We start from the raw sequence: 19,382 nt of genomic DNA on the forward strand, positions 1-19,382 counted from the left end.
GTCATCGAAACGACCGCTTCGGTCCGGGAAGCGGCGCCAGGCGTCGCGGCCGCGCAAGGTCTGGGACCTTAGACCCGCAGCCAGGGGCCAACGGCCCTCGTGTCGTCACTGTCGTGCTCCATACGGTCGGGTGAACAGCAAAAGACGACGCAAGCAGTGGAGGGATGGCATGCACGCAGATCGCCTTAAGGGGCTGGCGAAGGCGCAGGGCCCGTTCGTGTCGGTGTACTTCGACGACTCGCACGACACCTTGGACGCCGCCGAGCAGCTCGAAGTGAAGTGGGGCGACATCCGCAGGCAACTCGAGGACATGGGCGCGGGCACGAACGTCCTGGGCCTGCTCGAGCAGGCCGTGCTGCATCATCGGCCCGCCGTCGGTCGGCGGGGCCGCGCCGTGATCGCGACGGGCGATCAGGTGCTGGTCGACGAGCCGCTGATCGCCCCACCGGCGGCCACGGTGGTGCGCCTCTCCGATTACCCGTATGTCGTGCCGTTGATCGGTATGCAGGTGCAGCACCCGACGTACGTGTTCGCCGCGGTCGATCACACCGGGGCGGACATCAGCCTCTTTCAGGGCGGTGCCGTCACCTCGAAGACTGTCGACGGTGGCGGCTACCCGGTGCATAAGCCGGTCACGGCCGGCTGGAACGGGTATGGCGACCTCCAGCACACCACCGAGGAGGCGATCCGGATGAACTGCCGTGCGGTCGCCGACGAGCTCACCCGGCTGGTGGACGAGGCGGACCCCGAGGTGGTGTTCCTCAGCGGGCAGGTGCGTTCGCTCGCGGACGTGACGGTCGAGCTGCCGGAGCGGGTGGCCGTCCGGGTCGTGCAGCTGCACGCCGCCGCCCGCAAGACCGGTATCGACGAGAACGAAATCCGCGAACTGACCGCCGCCGAGTTCGAACGCCGTCGAAGCGCCGAAATGGCCGGCGCCGCCGAACGATTCGAAGCCGAACAGGGACGCCACTCCGGGCTGTCGGTCGACGGCCTGGCCGCCGTGTGCGCGGTGCTGCGCGACGGGAACGTCGACACGCTGCTCGTCGGCGACCTGGGCGACGCCACGGTGGTTACCGGCCAGGCGCTGACCACGATCGCTCCCGATGCCGATGCGCTGTCCGAGCTGGGTGAACCGGTGAAACGGGTGGCCAGGGCCGACGAGGCGTTGCCGTTCTGCGCGATCGCGGTCGGCGCCTCCCTGGTGCGGGCCGGCAACCGGATCGCGCCCGAGGCCGGCGCCGGCGCGTTGCTGCGGTATGCCGCGACCGACAGAGTCGCGGGTCGCCGAACTTAGGGAGCTCACCATGAGGCGTTTCATCGACCGGGCCGACGCGGGACGCCAATTGGCCTCGCGGATGGGATATCTGCGCGGGCAGGACGTTGTGGTGCTCGGCCTGCCGCGCGGCGGGGTTCCGGTGGCCTTCGAGGTCGCCAAGGCGCTGCACGCCCCCCTCGACGTGCTGTTGGTGCGCAAGCTCGGAGTGCCCTACCACCGCGAACTCGCGTTCGGCGCGGTCGGCGACGGCGGAGTTCGGGTATTCAGCGACGCCGTGGTTCGCGAGGCCCGGCTCACCCACCAGGAGATGGCTGCGGTCGAGGCCCAGGAGCTGGCCGAGCTGCAACACCGGTCGGAACGCTTCCGCGGTGCGCACCAACCGGTTCCGCTGGTCGGCCGGATCGCGCTGATCGTCGACGACGGCATCGCGACCGGCGCCACCGCACAGGCCGCCTGCCAGGTGGCCCGGGCCGAGGGGGCCAGCAGGGTGGTGTTGGCCGTTCCCATCGCGGCGGCGGAGACCGCCCGGCAGTTCGCTCAATACGCCGACGAGGTGGTGTGCCTGGAGACGCCGGTGCCGTATCTGGCCGTCGGCCAGGGATACCGGCACTTCCCTCAGACCTCGGATGACGAGGTGGTCGCCCTGCTCGAAAGCGCGCGAGACGATTTCGGGGTGGTCGCCGCCGACACCGATGATCCGCCGCTGCGCGACGAGGAGATCTGGGTGCCGACGGGACCCGTTGCGGTGGCCGGGCACCTGACCATTCCCGAGCGCCCCAAGGGTGTCGTGGTATTCGCCCACGGCAGCGGCAGCAGCAGGCACAGTCCGCGCAATCGCTTTGTCGCCGAGGTGCTCAACAACGCCGGCTTCGCCACCGTGCTCTTCGACCTGCTCACCCCGGCGGAAGAACGCAACCGCGCCAATGTATTCGACATCGCGCTGCTCGCGGGTCGCCTGGTGGACGTGACGGGCTGGCTGGCGGGGCAGCCCGACACCGCCGCATTGCCGGTCGGCTACTTCGGCGCCAGCACCGGGGCGGGCGCGGCGCTGAGCGCCGCCGCCCATCCCGGGGTCAAGGTCGCCGCGGTCGTCTCGCGCGGCGGCCGGCCGGATCTGGCCGGCGACGCGCTGAGCCACGTTGACGCCCCGACGTTGTTGATCGTGGGCGGACGCGACGAGATGGTGCTGGCGCTCAACCGGCAGGCCCAATCGAAGATCCCGGTCGAGTGTGAGGTCGCTGTGGTGCCGGGCGCCACCCACCTCTTCGAGGAAACGGGCGCCCTGGCGCAAGTGGCTGTGCTCGCGCGCGACTGGTTCACCGAGCACCTCGCGCAGCTGGAACACTGAATCCGTTTGCACCCCTGAGGATTTCCGTTTGCACGGAGCATTTCCGTTTGCACGCCTGTGAGGGTTTGGGGCGGCGGTCCCGGACGGGGGGATGCCGGGACCGCCGCGGATTCAGTTGGTCTATCGGTGTTCAGCCTGCCGGTGTGATCAGGCCGTAGTGCCCGTCGTAGCGGTGATACAGCACGCTGCCACGGTCGCGGGCGGTGTCGACGAAGAACAGGAAGGGCAGGCCGAGCAACCCGATCCGCTCGATGGCTTGCTCGACGTCGAGCCGCGGGGCGGGCTGCGGGCTGACGGTCAGCGGCAGACGGGACGGCGCCAGCTCGCCGGCGGCCGGATTGACCTGTGCCAGGCGGTATTCCGTCGGCCCGCCGCGATACAGGACGCTGTCTTGGCGGGTGCCCTGCTCGGTGAAGAGGTGGAAGTCGTAGTCGAGCTGTTCCATCTCGTGCGCAGCTTCTTCCACCGTGCAGGTCGGCAGGCTGTATGACTTGTGCCGCATGATTCGGCGTTCGTCTTCCGGCCGCGGGAAGTACTCCGGCCGGTGCGTCGGCTCGCTCTCGTGCCGCCATTCATGCGGACCGCGGCGGGGCACACCGGCCCGTTTGGCCTCCCAGTGCTCGGCGGCGCGCTCCAGCTGGCGGCGTAGCCGCGCCTCGAGCCGATCGATCGCCTCCCGCTCGGTGGTGCCTTCGACCTGCGCACGCACCGGCCGGCCGTTGACGTCGAGGTTCGCCTGAGCGATGACGCGGCGAGCCACGGCGGGGTCACCGTGCTCGCTCAGCCTGACGTGGGCGTCCAGCACCGGTTCGTGGGTGAGGTGGCTGAGCTCGCCGATCTTCGTGCGTGCGTAGTCCTCGGCATCGGGCAGCTGACCGTGCGTCGTCACCCGCACCTCGAATGCGGCCGGCAGATCGGGGCGTTGTCTCATGATGGCTTTCGTTCTCCGTCGTGTCGCTCAGTGATGCAGGCCCGTGACGGGCTCGTGCGTACTGGCCTGGATGTCGGTGGATGTCGCGGCGAACAGCTGGTTCGCCAGATCGGACAGCGCGCGGGCGATGGCCAGCTCGTCGCCGATGGCGGCCACCGGCGGGTCGGCCGGATCGAGTCGCGCCAGGCCGGTGCCCACGAGCGTCTTGCCCGCCCACGACAGTCGTGCCTTGGCCCGCGTCCGTTCGTCGCGCTCTTCGACCAGCACGTCGATGTGGCATTGCTTGGTGCCGTCGTCGGTGTTCGTCATCGCCAGATCTCCTCGGGTTGCCGAGCGTTTCCTCGGCGCTATTGATGCGACCACTTCGTGCCTGTGCCCGAGTAGGGGCGGAAGTCCCGAATCGCCGGGCCGTTCGTCGGCCACGCCACGCCCGGCCGGGCGCGTTGAAGGCAGATCAGCAAATGCGCGGACGCGCACGAAGAATGCGCCGACTTAATCGACATTATTGCTGGGCTTAATCGACAGTTTCGTTCGTGTATATCGACGTGCCCAACAGTAACGGGCGTGTCCGACGTCCCGACACAGACCAAGTACCTGCATGCCTCGCGGGGCCGCCGGTCGTCGCCCCATTCGGGCGACGACCGCGAACAGGCGATCCTGGCCACGGCCGAGCGCCTGCTGCAGGAGCGACCGCTGGCCGACTTTTCCGTGGACGACCTAGCAAAAGGCGCCGGGATTTCGCGCCCCACCTTCTACTTCTATTTCCGATCGAAGAACGCGGTGCTGCTGTCGCTGCTCGACCAGATGAACGGCAAGGCGCATGCGGCACTGAGGAATCTCGGCGGGATATCGTCCGGCGACCCCGCGGAGCTGTGGCGGGCGCGCATCGAGGCGTTCTTCGAGGTGTCGGGCTCTCACCCGGCGGTCGCCGTGGCGGGCGCCGCGGCGAAGGCGACCAACCCCGAGGTGCGCCAGTTGTGGTCGGCGCTCATGCAGCGGTGGATCTCGCTGACCACGGCGGCCATCAAGGCCGAGCGCGGTCGGGGCGCAGCGCCCGACACCATCCCGGCCGAGCAGCTGTCGGTCGCACTGAACATGTTGAGCGAGCGGGTGATGGCCGCGACGTTCACCGCCGAGGACGAGGCGATGCCGGAGGACAGGGCGGTCGAAACCTTGCTGCACATCTGGCTGGCCAGCATCTACCAGCGCTGAGCGAGGGCCCCCCGGGCGCGGTCGAGGCTCTGGTCGATCAGTCGGTCGACCGCGCCGAAGTAGGTTGGTGACGGCGGCTTCCCCGCCAGCTCGGCGATCGCGTTCTGTTCCCCCGAAACGTCTGCCGCGTCGAGGTTGTCGGACATCCGGTCGGCGTGCACCGTCAGCCCCGCCAGCAGTTCGCCGCATTGGGATCCGGCGACGAGGCTGCGCCGGGCCAGAGTGCGCAGGGCGTCCCATTCGGCGTGCCAGGCGCCGTCAGGCCGCTCGTCGTTGGTCAGCGCCGCGGCGGTGTGCAGGGTGGCCGCCAGCTGGGGTGCGGACAGGGCGGCCCGGCGGATGAGGATGGACAGCACCGGGTTCCGCTTGTGCGGCATGGACGACGAACCCCCACGGTTTGCGGCGCCCGGCTCGCTCAGCTCGCCGATCTCCGGACGGGTCAGGGTGACGACGTCCGAGGCGATCCGGCCCCAGGAGTCGGTGCAGCCGACGAACGCGTCGGCCGCCGCGGTGACCGGTGTGCGCGTCGTGTGCCACGGCGGCCGGGAAACCAAACCCAAATCCGTTGCGACGCTGTGCACCAGGCCGGTGGAGGCCGCGGCTGCGTCGGCGGCGCCGGTGAGCAGCGCCGCCAGCTCGGTGCCGGCGGCCAAGGTGCCGGCCGCCCCGCCGATCTGGACGGGGCAGACCACCGCGGCCAACCCCTCGAAGGCATCGACGGCACCGTTCAGCCAGCCGGCCACCTTCGCCCCGAACGTGGTGGGCGCCGCGTGCTGGGTGAGGGTGCGTGCCACCATGGGCGTCACCCGGTGCAGGGTGGCCAGCTCGGTCAGCGTCGAGATCTGACCCTTCAGTTGTGCGGCCAGCTCCCCCACGACCTCGCGCACGCCGAGCATCAGGCCGGTGTCCAGCACGTCCTGACTGGTGAGCCCGCGATGGATCCACGGCGCCACGGCCGGCGCGGCGCGCTCCCGCAGCAGGCCGACGAGGCCGATCACCGGGTTGCCGCCACCCTCGGCGCCAACCGCCAGGGCCTCACAATCGTTGGGCGTCAATAGCATTGGCAGGTCGGCTCCGGCGCACTCGGGTGGGGCCAGGCCCGCGGCGGACAGGGCGTCCAGCCAGGCGGATTCCACCGCGACCATGGATTCCAGCAGGGCCCGATCCGTCATGTGCTCTCCGGCCCGATGGTCTCCGGGCCACAGCAGGTTGGTCATCGCCGACCGCCCCGGTAGGCCAGGAACACGGTCTCGCCCGGCCCCTGCAGGCGGATGTCGAAACGGTAGCCGGGGCACTCGTTTTCGGCGACGCACAGCAGGGTGGCGCGGCGCTCGGCGTCCAGGCCCGCCAGCAGCGGGTCGGCGCCCAGGCCACCGTCGGGCAGGTATGCGCGGGTGTACAGGCAGTCCAACAGGCCCCGCGCGAACACGGTGAGGGCGAAGAACGGCGGCCGGGCGGCGTCGGGCGAGCCGGGCGTCACGGTGGTGAAGCGGTAGGCACCGGCGGCGTCGGTCGCGCACCGACCCCATCCCGTGAACGTGGCGGTATCGCGGCGCAGTGAACCGGGCTGCTGGATGACGCGCCCCGCGCCGTCGGGCTGCCACAGCTCGACCAGCGCGTCCGGTACACCCTCGCCCGCGCCGTCGTAGACGGTGCCCCGCAGCCGGATGGCGCGCGGATGGCCCTCGCCCACCAGCGCGCGATCGCCGGGATAGGGCAAGCCGAGGTCGAGGAACGGTCCGACCGTTTGTCCTGGGGTGCAGCAGGATTCAGCCATCGTCGTCCTCGACGGGCGTTCTCCGCGCGCCGGCCAGCACGATGTCCCAGCGATACCCGGTCGCGTACTCGGGCTCGGTGAGGTCGTGGTCGTAGCGGGCGATCAGCCGTCGACGCGCGGCGGGGTCGAGCACCGATTGAAAGATGGGGTCCAGGTCGAACATCGGGTCGCCCGGGAAGTACATCTGGGTGACCAGGCGCTGGGTGAACGCGGTCCCGAAGACGGAGAAGTGGACGTGCGCGGGACGCCACGCGTTGCGGTGGTTGCGCCACGGGTACGGCCCGGGCTTGATGGTGACGAAGCGGTACGAGCCGTCCGGCCCCGTCAGGCACCGGCCCGCCCCGGTGAAGTTGGGGTCGAGCGGGGCGGGGTGCTGGTCGCGCTGGTGGCGATAGCGGCCGCCCGCGTTGGCTTGCCAGACCTCGAGAAGCTGTCCGGCGACCGGTTTGCCCGATCCGTCGAGCACCCGCCCGGCGACGATGATCCGTTCGCCCAGAGGTTGGCCCGGATGGCCGGCCGTCAGGTCGGCCTCGAGCGGGTCGACGTCGCGGTGGCCGAAGCACGGTGCCCAGCGTTCGATGTCTTCGGGATCGACCGCCACCAGCGCGCGGGTGGGATGGCGCAGCACGGTGCCGCGGTAGGGCGGGTAATCGAGCCGGGGCTGCGCTTCGGCCCCCCGGTATTGGGCTGCGATGGCGGCGATCTCGGCCGTGATGTCAGCCTGAGACGCGACGCACTCGGCGGTCATGAGCCGTGACGCTACTCTCGATGGCCGCGCACGCCGCGCATATCAGCGGCGCGATCGCCGTCAGAGCGAGCGCACCAGCGCCGCCCGCCCCTTGGTGCGCATCTTGTACAGGGCGGACCCGCGGTACTGCTCCATCTTGGCGGCCATCTTGTTGCCGAGCTCTTCGAGTTCGGCGTCGGTGATCTTCACCTCGGGGGGCGCCGGAATCATGTCGCGCTCCTCTTCGTCGGCGTGGGCCTCCAGCACCGTCTTGAAGGAGTTCCATTCGTCCTCATAACCCGGCGCGCTCTGCGGCGTCTTGAGCAGCACGGAAAGCTGGTCGATCACCTGGCGGTGCTCGGCGTGGGCCACCGCGATCAGTTTGGTGGCGTCCTTGAGGGCCGGGTAGTACAGGTCGTCCTCGATGCGGAAGTGGATGTCGAGTTCGATCAGCATGTCGTCGAAGAGGGCATGCCGCTCCTCGCTGTTCACCGGCGCCTCGCTGACCTTGCGGCCCAGGCCCTTGATCACGATGTGGTGTTCTTTGAGCACGTCGTAGGCGTTCATTTGCCTTCCCCTTCTCCGATTCCCACCGCTGCGCCGAGCCCGGGCTCGGGTTCCGACCGGACCTCGACCATTCCGTCGACCAACCTCGCCTGATAGCACGGCAGCGGCGCCGCCGCCGGGCCACGCAGCACTTCGCCCGACTCGGCCGCGAACCATGAACCGTGCCAAGGGCATACGAGCCGCCCCCGGTCGATCCAGCCGTCGGCCATGGGGGCCGCCAGGTGCGGACACAGCTCCCCGAACGCCGCGACCTCCCCCGGCCTGGTCTGGCAGACCACCAGCCCCACCCCGTCGACCTCGACACGCACCGGCTTGCCGTTCAGCGAGCTCGCGGGCAGCACGGGCTTCCATTCCGTGGTGCGCAGCCGCGCGCCGGACTGGTCGATGCCGATGCCGGATTCGAACACCAACGCGCCGCCCAGGTAGCTGCCCGCGACGGTGATGCCGTAACCCAGTGCGGTGAGGGCGATTCCGCGGCCGTGGCGGCCGCGGCGGCGATCCCACCACGACTGCGCGTAGAGCGCGGTGGCGGCCAGGTTCACCAGACCGTGCACGGCGCCCACCCGGCGGTCGGCCTCATGGGTGTGCTGCCAATCGGTGACGCCGGTGACGGCCGAACCGATGCTGGCCAGGATCCCCACGCCGAGCGCGCGGGACGCGAACTTCGAGGCGTCGCGCACCTCGGTGGCGGGTTGGCCCGGCAGCAGGCTGAGCGCGTCGAGCGCGACGGTGGTACCCAACGCGCCGCTCGTCAGCGACGCCAGCGGCGGGTGCACGGGGTGGCCGAGCCACACTCCGTGCAACGCGTTGGTGACGGTGTTGCGGGCGCCGCCGAGGCCGTTGAAGGCGAAGCTCAACAAGTGCTCGAACCGATAACTCGGCCGATCCAGCCACTCTTGACGCCCGATGGCGGACACCACTCGCGATCCGAGCTTTTGCAATCGACCATCCAGTGACCGAGCGGCCATGGCACCAGCCCTTCCTCACCTGCGCCGCAAATTGGTCGCAGCGCACGCAAAATCAAACCCTTTACCCCTTGGTTACCGCGCGCTCACATGGACAGTGGCGCCGACGTGACCACCGTATCCCGGCCTCGTGGCCACATGATTGTCAGCAACCTGTGAATTACCACAAAGCCTTCTTGTAGAAAGCTGGCCGAGAATCCTCGCCGGTGAGACACCCGGGAACGCCCGATTGACCGGGGGCGGGTGAATGCGGGATTCTACTTAGCGGAAGATATCTCTGCACAGCAGACATGACAGCGTGGGACGGGGGTGCCGTGGCAGTCCATCGCGCCGCCCGCGACGGCCTTCTCGACCCCGTTTTCGCCAGCGTCCGCGACGGCATGATCCCCGCGCACATCTACAACGACGCCGAGCTGTTCGCGCTGGAGAAGGAGCGACTGTTCGGCCGGGCGTGGACGTTCGTGGCGCACGAGTCCGAGATCCCGCAGGACGGCGACTACGTGGTGCGCCGCGTCCTCGACGATTCCTTCATCATCACCCGCGACTCGACCGGGCGATTGCGCGCCTTGTTCAATATGTGCCTGCACCGTGGCATGCAGGTGTGCCGCGCGGAGATGGGCAACGCCACCAACTTCCGCTGCCCCTACCACGGTTGGACCTACCGCAACGACGGCCGACTCACCGGCCTGCCGTTCCACCGGGAGGCCTACGGCGGCGAGGACGGGTTCGCCAAGGATACTCAAACCCTTTTGCCCGCACCGAAATTCGCGAGCTATAACGGTCTGCTGTTCATCAGCATGGACGCGGCAGCCGAACCGCTCGAAGACTTCCTCGGCGACTTCCGGTTCTATCTGGACTTCTACACCAAGCAGAGCGCCGGCGGCCTCGAGGTGCGGGGGCCGCAGCGCTGGCGCATCAGGGCCAACTGGAAGATCGGCGCCGAGAACTTCGCCGGCGACATGTACCACACGCCGCACACCCATGCGTCGATCGTCGACATCGGCCTGTTTCGCGAGCCGAAAGCGCAGAAACGCAAGGACGGCGCGACCTACTGGGCGCACCGGGGCGGCGGCACCACCTACAAGCTGCCGCCGGGCGGTTTCGACGAGCGCATGCGCTACGTCGGCTATCCCGACGACATGATCGCCCGGATCAAGGACGTGTGGACGGCGCGACAGCAGCGCTTGGTCGGCGAGGACGGCTTCATGATCTCGGCCGCCACCTGCTTTCCCAATCTGAGCTTCGTGCACAACTGGCCCAAGGTGCGGGACGGTCAGCACGATGAAACCCTGCCCTTCATCTCGATCCGGCTGTGGCAGCCGATCAGCGAGAACGAGACCGAGGTCTGCTCGTGGTTCGCGGTGGACTCCGCCGCTCCCCCGCAGTACAAACAGGATTCGTACAAGGCGTATCTGATGTGCTTCGGTTCGACCGGCATGTTCGAGCAGGACGACGTGGAGAACTGGGTGTCGCTGACCACCACCGCGGGCGGTGCCATGGCGCGGCGGCTGCTGCTGAACAGCCGGATGGGCCTGCTGCCCGACGGCAGCCCGGTGGTCGAGCCACTGACCGCCGAGGCATTCCACGGGCCGGGGCGGGCGCAGGTCGGCTACAACGAGCACAACCAGCGCGCGCTGCTGAGCATGTGGGCCGACTACCTGCAGGGGGTAGGCGCATGAGAAAGGCGTTGCCGTTTCATGACATTCGGCATCTGCAGGCCCACCAGTTCCTGGTCGACGAGGCCTACCTGCTGGACGCCCAGCGGTACGAGGAGTGGCTGGACACGCTGAGCGACGACGTCCGCTACGTGATGCCGGTGCGGGTGACCACCGCGCGCGGCGCCGGGTTCGACGCCTCACCGGGAATGGCGCACTTCGACGAGGACAAGTATTCGCTGAGCCAGCGGGTCGCCCGGATGGGTACCGAACACGCCTGGGCCGAGGATCCGCCGTCGCGGCTGCGGCACTTCGTCAGCAACGTGCGCACCTTCGAAGGCGACGACCCCGCGCACCTGGTGGTCGAATCGGCCGAGCTGCTGTTCCGCAGCCGGGGTGACGTGAACGAAAGCGCGTTGCTGTCGTGCGGCCGCGAGGACCTGCTGCGCCGGTGTGACGACGGCTGGAAGCTGGCCCGCCGCAACATTTTTGTCGACGAATCCGTGCTCCGGATGCAGAACCTGGCGGTGTTCCTGTGAGCGAACAACTGCAGCGACTCCTCGACGGGGCGGTCGGCGAGCCCCTCGTCGTCGCAAACGAATTCACCGAGGTGGTGGTGCGCCGCGTCGACACCCGCAACGGGTCGAGGCTGCTGGTCAGCGCGCCGCGATCGGGGCAGTGGATCACCCTGGACGCGCTGGAAGTCGAGGCCCTGACCCGGCAGAACAGCCGCACCCTGGCGGCGATGGTCGGCAATCCGCACGCCCCGCTGCTGCCGGACGACGAGGACCCGCGATGACGGGCTGGCTCGAGGGCAAGCGCGCCCTGGTCGTCGGCGCCGGCTCGGGGATAGGCCGGGCCGTGCTCGACGCGTTCCGCGCCGAGGGCGCCAAAGTCGCTGCGCTGGAACGCGACCACCAGAAGTGCGAGAGCCTGCGCGCGGAGTCACCCGACGTCCCGGTCGTGGAGGGCGACGCGGTCACCCGCGACGCCAACGAACGAGCGATCGACGCCGCGGTGGGCGCCCACGGCGGGCTGGACACGCTGGTTCACTGCGTCGGGATCTTCGACTTCTACCGGGGCATCGGCGACATCCCCGCCGACGACCTCCCCGGCGCGTTCGACGAGATGTTTCGCACCAACGTGCTGAGCCAACTGCAGTCGGTCAAGGCGGCGCTCCCCCGGTTGCGATCCGGCACGGGACCCTCGATCATCCTGACCGCGTCCGCCTCGTCCTTCTATCCCGGACGCGGCGGAACCCTGTACGTGGCGTCGAAGTTCGCCGTCCGCGGCCTGGTGGCCGCCCTGGCCCACGAGCTGGCGCCGCGGATCCGGGTCAACGCGGTGGCGCCGGGCGGCACGCTGGGCACCGACCTGCGCGGGCTCGCCAGCCTGGGCCTCGAGGGGGTTCGCCTGGACGACTCCCCCAACCGGGCGCAGGAGCTGGCCGCGCGCACGCCGCTGAACGTCGCGCTCACCGGGGCCGACCACGCCTGGAGTTTCGTGTTCCTGGCCTCCGACCGGGCCCGCGGGATCACCGGCGAAATCGTCCGCCCCGACGGCGGATTCGGGCTGGGCGCGCCGACATGACCTCCCTCGACGAGCAGCGCGCCCTGGTGGCGCAGGGCTGTCGGGTGGCCGCGGCCCGCGGCCTGGTCGACGGTGTCCTCGGCCACCTGAGCCTGCGGGTCGACGACGAGCGGCTGCTCGTCCGATGCCGCAGCGACACCGACGCCGGCGTGGCGTTCACCCGGCCCAGCGACATCCGGCTGGTCACCTTCGACGGCGGCGCGGGCGGTGACGGCGAACTCGACGGGTACCGCGTGCCCAACGAACTGCCCATCCACGTCGAGACCATGCTGGCCGATCCGGCGCATCGCGCCGTCGCGCACCTGCATCCGCCCGCCGTGGTCGCCGCCGACCTGGCCGGAATCGCGCTGCGGCCGATCTACGGCGCCTACGACATTCCGGGCGCGCGGCTGGCCCGCGGGGGCGTGCCCGTCTACGAGCGCGCCGTGCTCATCCGCACCCGGGCGCTGGCCAGGCAGATGGTGGCGGCCATGGGCGGACGGCAGGTGGTGATCTGCCGCGGACACGGGATCACCAGCGCGGCCGCGACCGTGCCGCAGGCCGTGCTGCAGGCGATCGGCCTCGACGCGCTGGCCCGAATGTCGTTGCGGGTCAAGAACGCCGGCGGCACCCTGCGCGACATCGACGACGCCGATTGGGACGACCTGCCGGACCTGGGAGCGTCGCTGCACACCGAGGCCGCCTGGCGCCACGAGGTGGCGCGGTTGCCGGCCGACTGAGAACTTGACCACCGGCGTCAGGCCGCACATTTATGCTGACCTCGATGGCGAACAGCAGCCCCGATCCGACCACGCCGTTATGGCGTGCGGCGCAGGTGTTCCGGCTGCTGAGCTGCATCTACGCCACCGGCTTCCAGATCGCCATCAACCCGGACCTGCGCCTGCCCGCGCTGGGCTGGGCGCTGTTCGCGGTGCTGATCGGCTGGAGCGCGGCGTGCGCGCTGGCGTACCTGCGCGGGTTCGGCCGCCGGCCGGCGTGGGTGCTCGCCGAGATCGTGATCGCCGTGCTGCTCATGGCGTCGAACACCATCGTCACCACCCCACACTGGGCGGCCGAGAACCAGACCTGGCCGACGACGCTGTGGGCCAGCAACCCGACGATCTCGGCGGCCATCCTGTTCGGCCCGGCCGGCGGCATGCTCACCGGCCTGGTGGTGATGGCCACCAATTTCGCGGTCAAGAACTATCTCGCCCTCAACCTGGGGCATAACGCCACCGTCATCATCGAGCTGGCGGTCGGCATGGCCATCGGCATGGCCGCCCAAACCGCGCGACGCGCCCACGACGAACTCCAGCAAGCCGCCCGATTGACGGCCGCGGTGCAAGAACGGGAACGCCTGTCCCGCCAGGTCCACGACGGAGCCATCCAGGTGCTGGCGCTGGTGGCCAAGAAGGGGAACGAAATCGGCGGTGCCACAGCGGAACTCGCCGCGCTGGCCGGCGAGCAGGAACGCGCCCTGCGGCGGTGGCTGGCCAGCACCGACATCGACCGGGACACCGACGGCGCCACCATCGACCTGCGCACCCTGCTGCGCCGCCGGGAATCCGACCGGGTGTCGCTGAGCCTGCCCGCCACGCCGGTGCCCCTGGGACGCCGGGTGGGCGCCGAGCTCGACGCGGCGGTGGGCAACGCGCTGGACAACGTGGCCGCACACGCCGGCCCCGGCGCACGCGCGTTTGTGCTCGTCGAGGACCTGGGCGATTCGGTGGTGGTGAGCGTCCGCGACGACGGCGTGGGAATCGCCGCGGGCCGGCTCGAGGAAGCGGCGGGCCAGGGGCGCCTGGGCGTCTCCCAATCGATCGTCGGGCGGCTGACTGCGCTGGGCGGCACCGCGCACCTGCACAGCGAACCCGGACAAGGCACGGAGTGGGAGCTGTGCCTGCCACGCGGAAAGGCGCCCGATGGCCGGTGACACCCCCACCACGGTGATGGTCGTCGACGACCATCCCATCTGGCGCGACGCGGTCGCCCGCGACCTGGCCGAAGAAGGCTTCACCGTGGTCGCCACCGCCGACGGTGTCGCCGCCGCCCGGCGGCGCGCCGCCGTGGTCAAGCCCGACGTAGTGGTGATGGATATGCAGCTGCCCGACGGCGACGGCGCACAGGCGACCGCGGGCGTGCTCGCCGTCTCCCCCTCGTCCCGGGTATTGGTCCTCTCGGCCTCCGACGAGCGAGAGGACGTGCTCGAAGCCGTCAAGGCCGGCGCCACCGGATACCTGGTCAAGAGCGCCTCCAAGTCGGAACTGGCGCAAGCCGTTTCGGCGACGGCCGAGGGCCGCGCCGTGTTCACCCCCAGCCTGGCCGGGCTGGTGTTGGGGGAATACCGGCGAATCGCGCAGCGCAAGGACGACGGTCCCGCTCCGCCCAGCCTCACCGAACGGGAAACCGAGGTGCTGCGCTATGTGGCAAAGGGGCTGTCCGCCAAGCAGATCGCCCAGAAGCTGTCGCTGAGCCACCGCACGGTCGAGAATCACGTGCAGGCGACTTTTCGCAAACTCCAGGTCGCCAACCGAGTGGAGCTGGCGCGCTACGCCATCGAGCACGGCCTCGACGAGGAGCCGTGACCCGCGGGCGGCCGGGCGACCGCACCGCGGGTCAACGACGTCTCGAGCTACCCGCGAACCGAGCTGAGGCGTTTCGCCGGTGCGGCGGCCAGCACGCGGGCGCCGACCAACGCGGTCACCATCACGGCCATGCACACCAGGCCGTCGTCTTTGAGCCCCCATCGGATGGCGGCAAGGATCGCCACGCCCGCCACGCACAGCAGGGCGCCGACGACCGCTCCGCGTCCGCGCGCCGTCACCGTGGGGGCGCCGTCCCAGCCCGACAGCGGGTTGTTCTCCAGCGGTCGCAGCGCGACGAAGAGCACCGCCACGGCGACGACCACGACGAGCAGCTGGATGAGGCTGAGGGCGAGGAAATCCTGCGCGCCCGGGTAGCGCGGGCAGCCCAGGTAGTCGAAGGCCAGGTGCACGCCCAGCAGCACGGGCATGTGCCACAGGTACAGCGTCATGGCCCCGGAGTTGCCGATCGCGGTCCACCACCACACCCGCGGCCGCCGGGCCCAGCGTGCGATCGCCGGCGCGGCGGCGATGGCCAAGGCGCTCAGGATGATTGCGTGCCCGGCCAGCAGCAGTGAGGGCGGGCTGGTGTTGGACAGCTGGTGGTCACCGGTGCCGACCATGCTGATCCGGTAGGGACCCCAGTGCACCAGCGCGACGTCGACGGCGAAGAAGACGGCGGCGACGGCCAGCGCGGCGCGCCCGGTGAGCAGCCGCCGGCGGTAGGCGACGCCGAACATGGCGGGGATGAGCCAGACGGCCAGGTTGAGGTAGCCCAGGGGCATCATGGCCGGCCAGTGCAGCCGGACGGCGTCGATCGCCGCGATGGCCCCGTAGACGGCGGCCACGGCGGCGGCGAGACGCCCCACCGTGGTGATGCGGTACAGCATCGGCATGGCGGCCAGCACCAGGACGTAGGCGCCCAGGAACCACAGCAGCTGCGTGCTGACGCCGGCCACCGGCTCGTAGATGTGTTGCGGCAGGGCGTGATACAGCACCGTCAGCGCCACCGCCCAGAACGCCAGGTAGTAGAACACCGGCCGGAACAGTCGGGTGCAGCGTTTCATCAGCCAGTCACCCCAGTTCGTGCCGGCGGACCAGGAAGACAGGCACGCCGCGGCGCCGGCGAAGAAGAACAGCGGCATGATCTGCAGGATCCAGGTCGCCGCCTGGAACACCGCCGAGGTGGTCAGCAGGTTGTCCCAGATCAAGACGTGGTTTTCGATGATGCTGATGGCCATCACGGTGTGACCGAGCACCACCCCGACCAGCGACGTGATGCGGATGACGTCCAGGACGCGATCGCGGTCGGGCGGGGTGGCCGCCGCCACTTCGGCGACGTCCGGGAATCTGCTGAGAGTTGCCATGGGAACCGGTCCTTTCGGGAAACCTGTTGTCGGGGAGTGGAATTGGATGTAGCCGGGAGTACTACTCAGTTGGCGACATGGAGCGGGTCGTAGTCCGCCAGCAGTTTCTCGATGCGTGCCTCGTCGAGTCGCACCCGCACGGTGGCGGCTTCCTGTTGGTCGCGAATCACCTTGGCCAAGGTGAAGGCGCTGGACACCAAGAACAGGAACGTGATGCCGAGGAAGGATCGCTGCCACAGGTCAAGCGGAAGCAGGTAGATCCCGCCCAGCGCGGTCACGAAGCTGATCGCGAACGCGACGGCCGCTTGAACGAAGAAGGCAGCAGTGGTCTTGGACATGCTAGAGGGAACGGTCATGCGAATAAGCCTGCGGCAGGCCGCTGCTCGCCGGAATCCGTAAGACTACTCAATTACAGACGGCACCGGCGGCCGTCACGAAGCGGCGCGGTCGCCGGCCGGCTGAGTTTGCGTCACAGCTTCGTATCGGCCGGCGAACACCGCACGGATGTGCCGGGATCGCGGTCGCCGCGCACCTAGCCTGTCCAGCTAACTGCCCCGAATTCGGTGCCCGGACCGGCACCGGCAGCCGAGGAGTACTGACGTGGCCGCACTGGACAGGCGACGCTTCCTGGTCGCGCTGGCCGCGACGGTGGCCGTCGCCACCGGTGGGCCCGAAACCGCGGCGGTGCGTGCCGATGTCGCCGGGGTCGCACCCCTCCCGGGCGCTCCCGTCGGGCCGCCGTTGTCACCCCCACCGGACCCGCGATCGCGCGTCGCGCTGCCCGGCGGCGGTGTGCTGAAAAAGCTTCCGGGCAACGACGCTCTGTTGGCATGGACGGTCGACGACGGCGCGGACACCGACGTGGTCCGGCTCTACACGCAATTCGCCAAGGACACCGGGGTGCGGCTCACCTACTTCGTCACCGGCGGCTACCGCTCGTGGACGGACAACGCCGGCTTGCTTCGCCCGCTGGTCGAATCCGGGCAGATCCAGCTGGGCAACCACACCTGGACGCATCCCGACCTGACCAAACTGTCCAAGGGCCAGATCGCCGACGAGCTGAGCCGCACGGACGCGCTGCTGCGCAACACCTACGGAGTCGACGCCGCCCCATACCTGCGGCCACCGTATGGCCATCACAACGCCGCGGTCGCCGCGGTGGCCGCCGACCTGGGCTACCAGGTGACCACCCTGTGGTCCGGCGACTTGCGCGATTCCGCGCCGGTGTCCGAGGACCAGATCGTCCGGATGGCCCACCAGTCCTTCCTGCCGCAGAACATCGTGATCGGCCACCTCAACCACCCGCCGGTCACGCACGTGTACGCCCGGCTGGTGGACATCATTCGCTCGCGCGGGCTGCGCACCGTGACGCTCGACGACGTCTTCCTGCGGCCGGAGGTCCCGCACGGGCGGGGCACCACCAAGGCGCCTCAGCCCAGCTGATCGCCAATCTCCTTGGCCGCCTTGACGAGTGCGGCGGCCACCGCGGCATACCGGGAGCTGTCCAGCCGGTTCTGCGGCGCTGCGGCGTTGAGCGCGAGCCGCAGACCCGGCGCCCGCGTCGGTATGGGCACCGCGACCGAGGCCACGCCTTCCTCGCTCTCCTCGCGGTTGATCGCGTACCCACGCTCGCGGATGGCGGCGAGCTCGGCCTCCAGCTCGGTGCGGGTGCCGATCGAGGACGGCGTGATGCGTTCGAGCCGCTCCTGCGGCAGCAGCTGGCGCAGTTCTGGCTCGGGCAGCTGCGCCAGCATGACCTTGCCCGTCGAGGTGCAATGCGCGGGCAGGGTGCGGCCCAACCGGGACGCCACCCGGACCGCGGCCGGGCCCTCCACCGCGGCGACAAAGCGGACGCCTGCGCCGTCCAGCATCCCGACGTGAACGGTTTCGCGCAGCTGCTCGGCCAGGCTTCGCATGATCGGCATGGCGGTTCGCTGGATGTCGACGCGGCCGAAGATCGCGAACGCCACCCCGGTCAACGACGGACCGGGCAGATAGACCTTCGACACCGGGTCTTGCCGGACGAACCCGCGGTAGGCCAGCATCGCCAGCAGCCGATGCGCGGTGGACGACGCCACACCCAGGTAGCGGGTGGCCTCGCTCAACCGGATCTCGGGTTGCTCGCCCAACAGCAGCAGCAGTTTCAAGGCGTTGTCGACGGACTCGATCGGGTACTGCGGCGCAAGCGAGTCGGCGGCGGGCGCCTCGGCGTCCTGCTCACGCTTCCTCGGCATGACAGTGAAGGTACCCAAGGACCACCCGCCCGGGTTGCGACTCAGAGCAAGCTGAGGACGGCCGCCCCGAGCAGCCCCGCCGCGACCACCACGGCAGTCGTGGTTGCGACGGCCCGCCAACCGAAGCTGCGGGCGACCATGGCGGCGCCCGGGGCGCTCACCGCCGGGAGGGTGATCAGCAACGCACCGATCGTGCCCGACGACGCGCCCAGCATGGCCAGCCCCTGCAGGATCGGAATCTCCCCCGCCGTCGGGATGACCATGAGCGTCCCGGCGATCGCGACGACCACCACGAGGGAAAGGCCCAGGAGCAGTCCATGGTGCGCCGGCTGACCCAAGGTGAGCAGCCAACCCCGCACCGCCCCGGCGAGCAGCACCAGCACGGCGTACTCGGGCAGCAGGAACAGACACAGGTACAGCAGCGCCCGCACGAACCTGCGCGGCCGGCCCGCGGGCTCGTCGTCGTCAGCGGCCGCGACCGTCCCCGCCGGGGCGGGCTCGCCGCCGGACGCACGCGAGACCCAGCCCACCGAGGCCGCGACTCCGAGCACCGTCGCGACTCCGACGATCGCCCTGGTCAGCGTCCATTGCCAGGGCGCGACGAAGAACAGGAACACCAGCACCGCCGGGTTGAGCAGCGGGTTACCCAACCAGTAGGCGATGGCGGCCGCGGGAGTGATGCCGTTGCGCCGCAAGGTCACGGCGACCGGAGCGGCGCAACACGTGCACATCATCGACGGCATACCCGCAAGCCCGCCGGCGAGCCCGCTGGAGACGGGGTGTCGACGGTTCAACGCGCGCGGCAGCCACGCCCGGGGCATCAACGCCTGCACCGAGGCGCTGATCAGCAGCGCCACGATCAGCGCCGGCCAGATCGACGACACGTACGCGTGGAAGAAGGTCGCGGCGGCATGCCACGTCGGGCGGTCCCCGGCGTGCACCCCGCCCACGGTGAGGATGCTCGATCCGGGCCAGTGGCGGCTCCGGTGGGCCGCGGCCGCCTTCGCCGCGTAGGGCAGCCACTTGGCCCACAGCAACCCCGCCACGAACACGGCCACGGCGACCGAAACACCGAACGCGACGCCGCCCCGGCGACCGATGTGAATTTCCTTGCCCTTCAAAGGCATAGCCACGCTCACCGACGCTAGCCCACGGATCGCGGTTCTGCGCAG

Annotated in this window: 22 protein-coding genes; 11 read left to right on the forward strand and 11 right to left on the reverse strand. The window is 69.9% G+C overall.

Going from position 1 to position 19,382, the window contains the following annotated elements:
- Nucleotides 1–169 precede the first annotated feature (169 nt).
- Both C1737_RS09285 and C1737_RS09290 read left to right on the forward strand, forming a co-directional pair.
- Nucleotides 170–1,294 (forward strand): hypothetical protein, encoded by a 1,125-nt coding sequence (locus C1737_RS09285; protein ID WP_068097173.1) that lies wholly within the window; start codon nucleotides 170–172, stop codon nucleotides 1,292–1,294.
- 10 nt (nucleotides 1,295–1,304) lie between these two features.
- Complete coding sequence (locus C1737_RS09290) at nucleotides 1,305–2,624, forward strand: phosphoribosyltransferase (RefSeq protein WP_068097176.1); 1,320 nt, start codon at nucleotides 1,305–1,307, stop codon at nucleotides 2,622–2,624.
- Nucleotides 2,625–2,754: 130 nt separating this feature from the next.
- On the opposite strand, the gene C1737_RS09295 is transcribed toward C1737_RS09290, so the two are convergent.
- Both C1737_RS09295 and C1737_RS09300 read right to left on the reverse strand, forming a co-directional pair.
- The gene (locus C1737_RS09295; protein ID WP_068097179.1) at nucleotides 2,755–3,555 is read right to left on the reverse strand and encodes an HPF/RaiA family ribosome-associated protein; all 801 of its coding nucleotides are present in this window, start codon (nucleotides 3,553–3,555) and stop codon (nucleotides 2,755–2,757) included.
- 27 nt (nucleotides 3,556–3,582) lie between these two features.
- The gene (locus C1737_RS09300; protein WP_067918654.1) at nucleotides 3,583–3,864 is read right to left on the reverse strand and encodes a DUF1876 domain-containing protein; all 282 of its coding nucleotides are present in this window, start codon (nucleotides 3,862–3,864) and stop codon (nucleotides 3,583–3,585) included.
- 255 nt (nucleotides 3,865–4,119) lie between these two features.
- On the opposite strand from C1737_RS09300, the gene C1737_RS09305 reads away from it, so the two are divergent.
- A complete protein-coding gene (locus C1737_RS09305) occupies nucleotides 4,120–4,767 on the forward strand; it encodes a TetR/AcrR family transcriptional regulator (RefSeq protein WP_067918657.1) in 648 nt (215 codons plus the stop codon).
- On the opposite strand, the gene C1737_RS09310 is transcribed toward C1737_RS09305, so the two are convergent.
- From C1737_RS09310 to C1737_RS09330, 5 genes are read right to left on the reverse strand one after another with little or no spacing between them, the layout of a single operon-like run.
- Nucleotides 4,755–5,984: a lyase family protein gene (locus C1737_RS09310; protein WP_102417936.1), complete on the reverse strand. Its 1,230-nt coding sequence runs from the start codon at nucleotides 5,982–5,984 to the stop codon at nucleotides 4,755–4,757. The genes C1737_RS09305 and C1737_RS09310 overlap by 13 nt on opposite strands.
- Nucleotides 5,981–6,544: a protocatechuate 3,4-dioxygenase subunit alpha gene (gene pcaG, locus C1737_RS09315; protein WP_068097184.1), complete on the reverse strand. Its 564-nt coding sequence runs from the start codon at nucleotides 6,542–6,544 to the stop codon at nucleotides 5,981–5,983. The genes C1737_RS09310 and pcaG overlap by 4 nt, the downstream gene beginning before the upstream one ends.
- Nucleotides 6,537–7,292, reverse strand: a complete 756-nt coding sequence (gene pcaH, locus C1737_RS09320) for a protocatechuate 3,4-dioxygenase subunit beta (RefSeq protein ID WP_068097187.1) — start codon at nucleotides 7,290–7,292, stop codon at nucleotides 6,537–6,539. The genes pcaG and pcaH overlap by 8 nt, the downstream gene beginning before the upstream one ends.
- Before the next feature lie 60 nt (nucleotides 7,293–7,352).
- Entirely contained in the window at nucleotides 7,353–7,838 is a 486-nt protein-coding gene (locus C1737_RS09325) for a hemerythrin domain-containing protein (RefSeq protein ID WP_067918666.1), read from the reverse strand.
- The gene (locus C1737_RS09330) at nucleotides 7,835–8,806 is read right to left on the reverse strand and encodes a Rieske 2Fe-2S domain-containing protein (RefSeq protein WP_068097190.1); all 972 of its coding nucleotides are present in this window, start codon (nucleotides 8,804–8,806) and stop codon (nucleotides 7,835–7,837) included. The genes C1737_RS09325 and C1737_RS09330 overlap by 4 nt, the downstream gene beginning before the upstream one ends.
- Nucleotides 8,807–9,183: 377 nt before the next feature.
- Between C1737_RS09330 and C1737_RS09335 the strand changes: the two genes are divergently transcribed.
- From C1737_RS09335 to C1737_RS09365, 7 genes are read left to right on the forward strand one after another with little or no spacing between them, the layout of a single operon-like run.
- Nucleotides 9,184–10,482, forward strand: coding sequence for an aromatic ring-hydroxylating dioxygenase subunit alpha (locus C1737_RS09335; RefSeq protein WP_231980465.1), 1,299 nt, complete (start codon nucleotides 9,184–9,186; stop codon nucleotides 10,480–10,482).
- Nucleotides 10,479–10,997 carry a 3-phenylpropionate/cinnamic acid dioxygenase subunit beta gene (locus tag C1737_RS09340; protein WP_068097196.1) on the forward strand — a complete coding sequence of 173 codons (519 nt, stop codon included), beginning with the start codon at nucleotides 10,479–10,481 and terminating at the stop codon, nucleotides 10,995–10,997. Before C1737_RS09335 ends, C1737_RS09340 begins: the two co-directional genes overlap by 4 nt.
- The gene (locus C1737_RS09345; protein ID WP_068097199.1) at nucleotides 10,994–11,257 is read left to right on the forward strand and encodes a dihydrodiol dehydrogenase; all 264 of its coding nucleotides are present in this window, start codon (nucleotides 10,994–10,996) and stop codon (nucleotides 11,255–11,257) included. The genes C1737_RS09340 and C1737_RS09345 overlap by 4 nt, the downstream gene beginning before the upstream one ends.
- Nucleotides 11,254–12,048 (forward strand): 3-(cis-5,6-dihydroxycyclohexa-1,3-dien-1-yl)propanoate dehydrogenase, encoded by a 795-nt coding sequence (hcaB, locus tag C1737_RS09350; protein WP_068097202.1) that lies wholly within the window; start codon nucleotides 11,254–11,256, stop codon nucleotides 12,046–12,048. The genes C1737_RS09345 and hcaB overlap by 4 nt, the downstream gene beginning before the upstream one ends.
- Nucleotides 12,045–12,767, forward strand: coding sequence for a class II aldolase/adducin family protein (locus tag C1737_RS09355; protein ID WP_068097204.1), 723 nt, complete (start codon nucleotides 12,045–12,047; stop codon nucleotides 12,765–12,767). The genes hcaB and C1737_RS09355 overlap by 4 nt, the downstream gene beginning before the upstream one ends.
- Before the next feature lie 32 nt (nucleotides 12,768–12,799).
- Nucleotides 12,800–13,960, forward strand: a complete 1,161-nt coding sequence (macS, locus tag C1737_RS09360) for a MacS family sensor histidine kinase (protein WP_102417937.1) — start codon at nucleotides 12,800–12,802, stop codon at nucleotides 13,958–13,960.
- The gene (locus C1737_RS09365; protein ID WP_102417938.1) at nucleotides 13,950–14,612 is read left to right on the forward strand and encodes a response regulator transcription factor; all 663 of its coding nucleotides are present in this window, start codon (nucleotides 13,950–13,952) and stop codon (nucleotides 14,610–14,612) included. Before macS ends, C1737_RS09365 begins: the two co-directional genes overlap by 11 nt.
- A 47-nt stretch (nucleotides 14,613–14,659) precedes the next feature.
- Here the strand turns inward: C1737_RS09365 and C1737_RS09370 are convergent, their stop codons facing one another.
- Both C1737_RS09370 and C1737_RS09375 read right to left on the reverse strand, forming a co-directional pair.
- Entirely contained in the window at nucleotides 14,660–15,976 is a 1,317-nt protein-coding gene (locus C1737_RS09370) for an acyltransferase (protein ID WP_102417939.1), read from the reverse strand.
- 65 nt (nucleotides 15,977–16,041) lie between these two features.
- Nucleotides 16,042–16,332, reverse strand: a complete 291-nt coding sequence (locus tag C1737_RS09375) for a YiaA/YiaB family inner membrane protein (RefSeq protein ID WP_068093301.1) — start codon at nucleotides 16,330–16,332, stop codon at nucleotides 16,042–16,044.
- Nucleotides 16,333–16,585: 253 nt separating this feature from the next.
- Here C1737_RS09375 and C1737_RS09380 point away from each other — a divergent pair, with 253 nt between their 5' ends.
- On the forward strand, nucleotides 16,586–17,419 hold the full coding sequence (locus C1737_RS09380; protein WP_199182952.1) for a polysaccharide deacetylase family protein: 834 nt from the start codon (nucleotides 16,586–16,588) through the stop codon (nucleotides 17,417–17,419).
- On the opposite strand, the gene C1737_RS09385 is transcribed toward C1737_RS09380, so the two are convergent.
- On the reverse strand, nucleotides 17,407–18,210 hold the full coding sequence (locus C1737_RS09385; protein WP_102417941.1) for an IclR family transcriptional regulator: 804 nt from the start codon (nucleotides 18,208–18,210) through the stop codon (nucleotides 17,407–17,409). The two genes, C1737_RS09380 and C1737_RS09385, sit on opposite strands and share 13 nt — an antisense overlap.
- A gap of 41 nt (nucleotides 18,211–18,251) precedes the next feature.
- Entirely contained in the window at nucleotides 18,252–19,337 is a 1,086-nt protein-coding gene (locus C1737_RS09390; protein WP_102417942.1) for a permease, read from the reverse strand.
- Nucleotides 19,338–19,382 lie beyond the last annotated feature (45 nt).

This window comes from Mycobacterium sp. 4858 (genome assembly GCF_900240975.1).
Classification (GTDB): Bacteria; Actinomycetota; Actinomycetes; order Mycobacteriales; family Mycobacteriaceae; genus Mycobacterium.

Coding starts and splice junctions, on each gene's coding strand:
- C1737_RS09285 (WP_068097173.1), top strand. CDS start 170: ATGCACGCAGATCGCCTTAAGGGGCTGGCGAAGGCGCAGGGCCCGTTC.
- C1737_RS09290 (WP_068097176.1), top strand. CDS start 1,305: ATGAGGCGTTTCATCGACCGGGCCGACGCGGGACGCCAATTGGCCTCG.
- C1737_RS09295 (WP_068097179.1), bottom strand. CDS start 3,555: ATGAGACAACGCCCCGATCTGCCGGCCGCATTCGAGGTGCGGGTGACG.
- C1737_RS09300 (WP_067918654.1), bottom strand. CDS start 3,864: ATGACGAACACCGACGACGGCACCAAGCAATGCCACATCGACGTGCTG.
- C1737_RS09310 (WP_102417936.1), bottom strand. CDS start 5,984: ATGACCAACCTGCTGTGGCCCGGAGACCATCGGGCCGGAGAGCACATG.
- pcaG (WP_068097184.1), bottom strand. CDS start 6,544: ATGGCTGAATCCTGCTGCACCCCAGGACAAACGGTCGGACCGTTCCTC.
- pcaH (WP_068097187.1), bottom strand. CDS start 7,292: ATGACCGCCGAGTGCGTCGCGTCTCAGGCTGACATCACGGCCGAGATC.
- C1737_RS09325 (WP_067918666.1), bottom strand. CDS start 7,838: ATGAACGCCTACGACGTGCTCAAAGAACACCACATCGTGATCAAGGGC.
- C1737_RS09330 (WP_068097190.1), bottom strand. CDS start 8,806: ATGGCCGCTCGGTCACTGGATGGTCGATTGCAAAAGCTCGGATCGCGA.
- C1737_RS09335 (WP_231980465.1), top strand. CDS start 9,184: ATGATCCCCGCGCACATCTACAACGACGCCGAGCTGTTCGCGCTGGAG.
- C1737_RS09340 (WP_068097196.1), top strand. CDS start 10,479: ATGAGAAAGGCGTTGCCGTTTCATGACATTCGGCATCTGCAGGCCCAC.
- hcaB (WP_068097202.1), top strand. CDS start 11,254: ATGACGGGCTGGCTCGAGGGCAAGCGCGCCCTGGTCGTCGGCGCCGGC.
- C1737_RS09355 (WP_068097204.1), top strand. CDS start 12,045: ATGACCTCCCTCGACGAGCAGCGCGCCCTGGTGGCGCAGGGCTGTCGG.
- macS (WP_102417937.1), top strand. CDS start 12,800: ATGCTGACCTCGATGGCGAACAGCAGCCCCGATCCGACCACGCCGTTA.
- C1737_RS09365 (WP_102417938.1), top strand. CDS start 13,950: ATGGCCGGTGACACCCCCACCACGGTGATGGTCGTCGACGACCATCCC.
- C1737_RS09370 (WP_102417939.1), bottom strand. CDS start 15,976: ATGGCAACTCTCAGCAGATTCCCGGACGTCGCCGAAGTGGCGGCGGCC.
- C1737_RS09375 (WP_068093301.1), bottom strand. CDS start 16,332: ATGACCGTTCCCTCTAGCATGTCCAAGACCACTGCTGCCTTCTTCGTT.
- C1737_RS09385 (WP_102417941.1), bottom strand. CDS start 18,210: ATGCCGAGGAAGCGTGAGCAGGACGCCGAGGCGCCCGCCGCCGACTCG.
- C1737_RS09390 (WP_102417942.1), bottom strand. CDS start 19,337: ATGCCTTTGAAGGGCAAGGAAATTCACATCGGTCGCCGGGGCGGCGTC.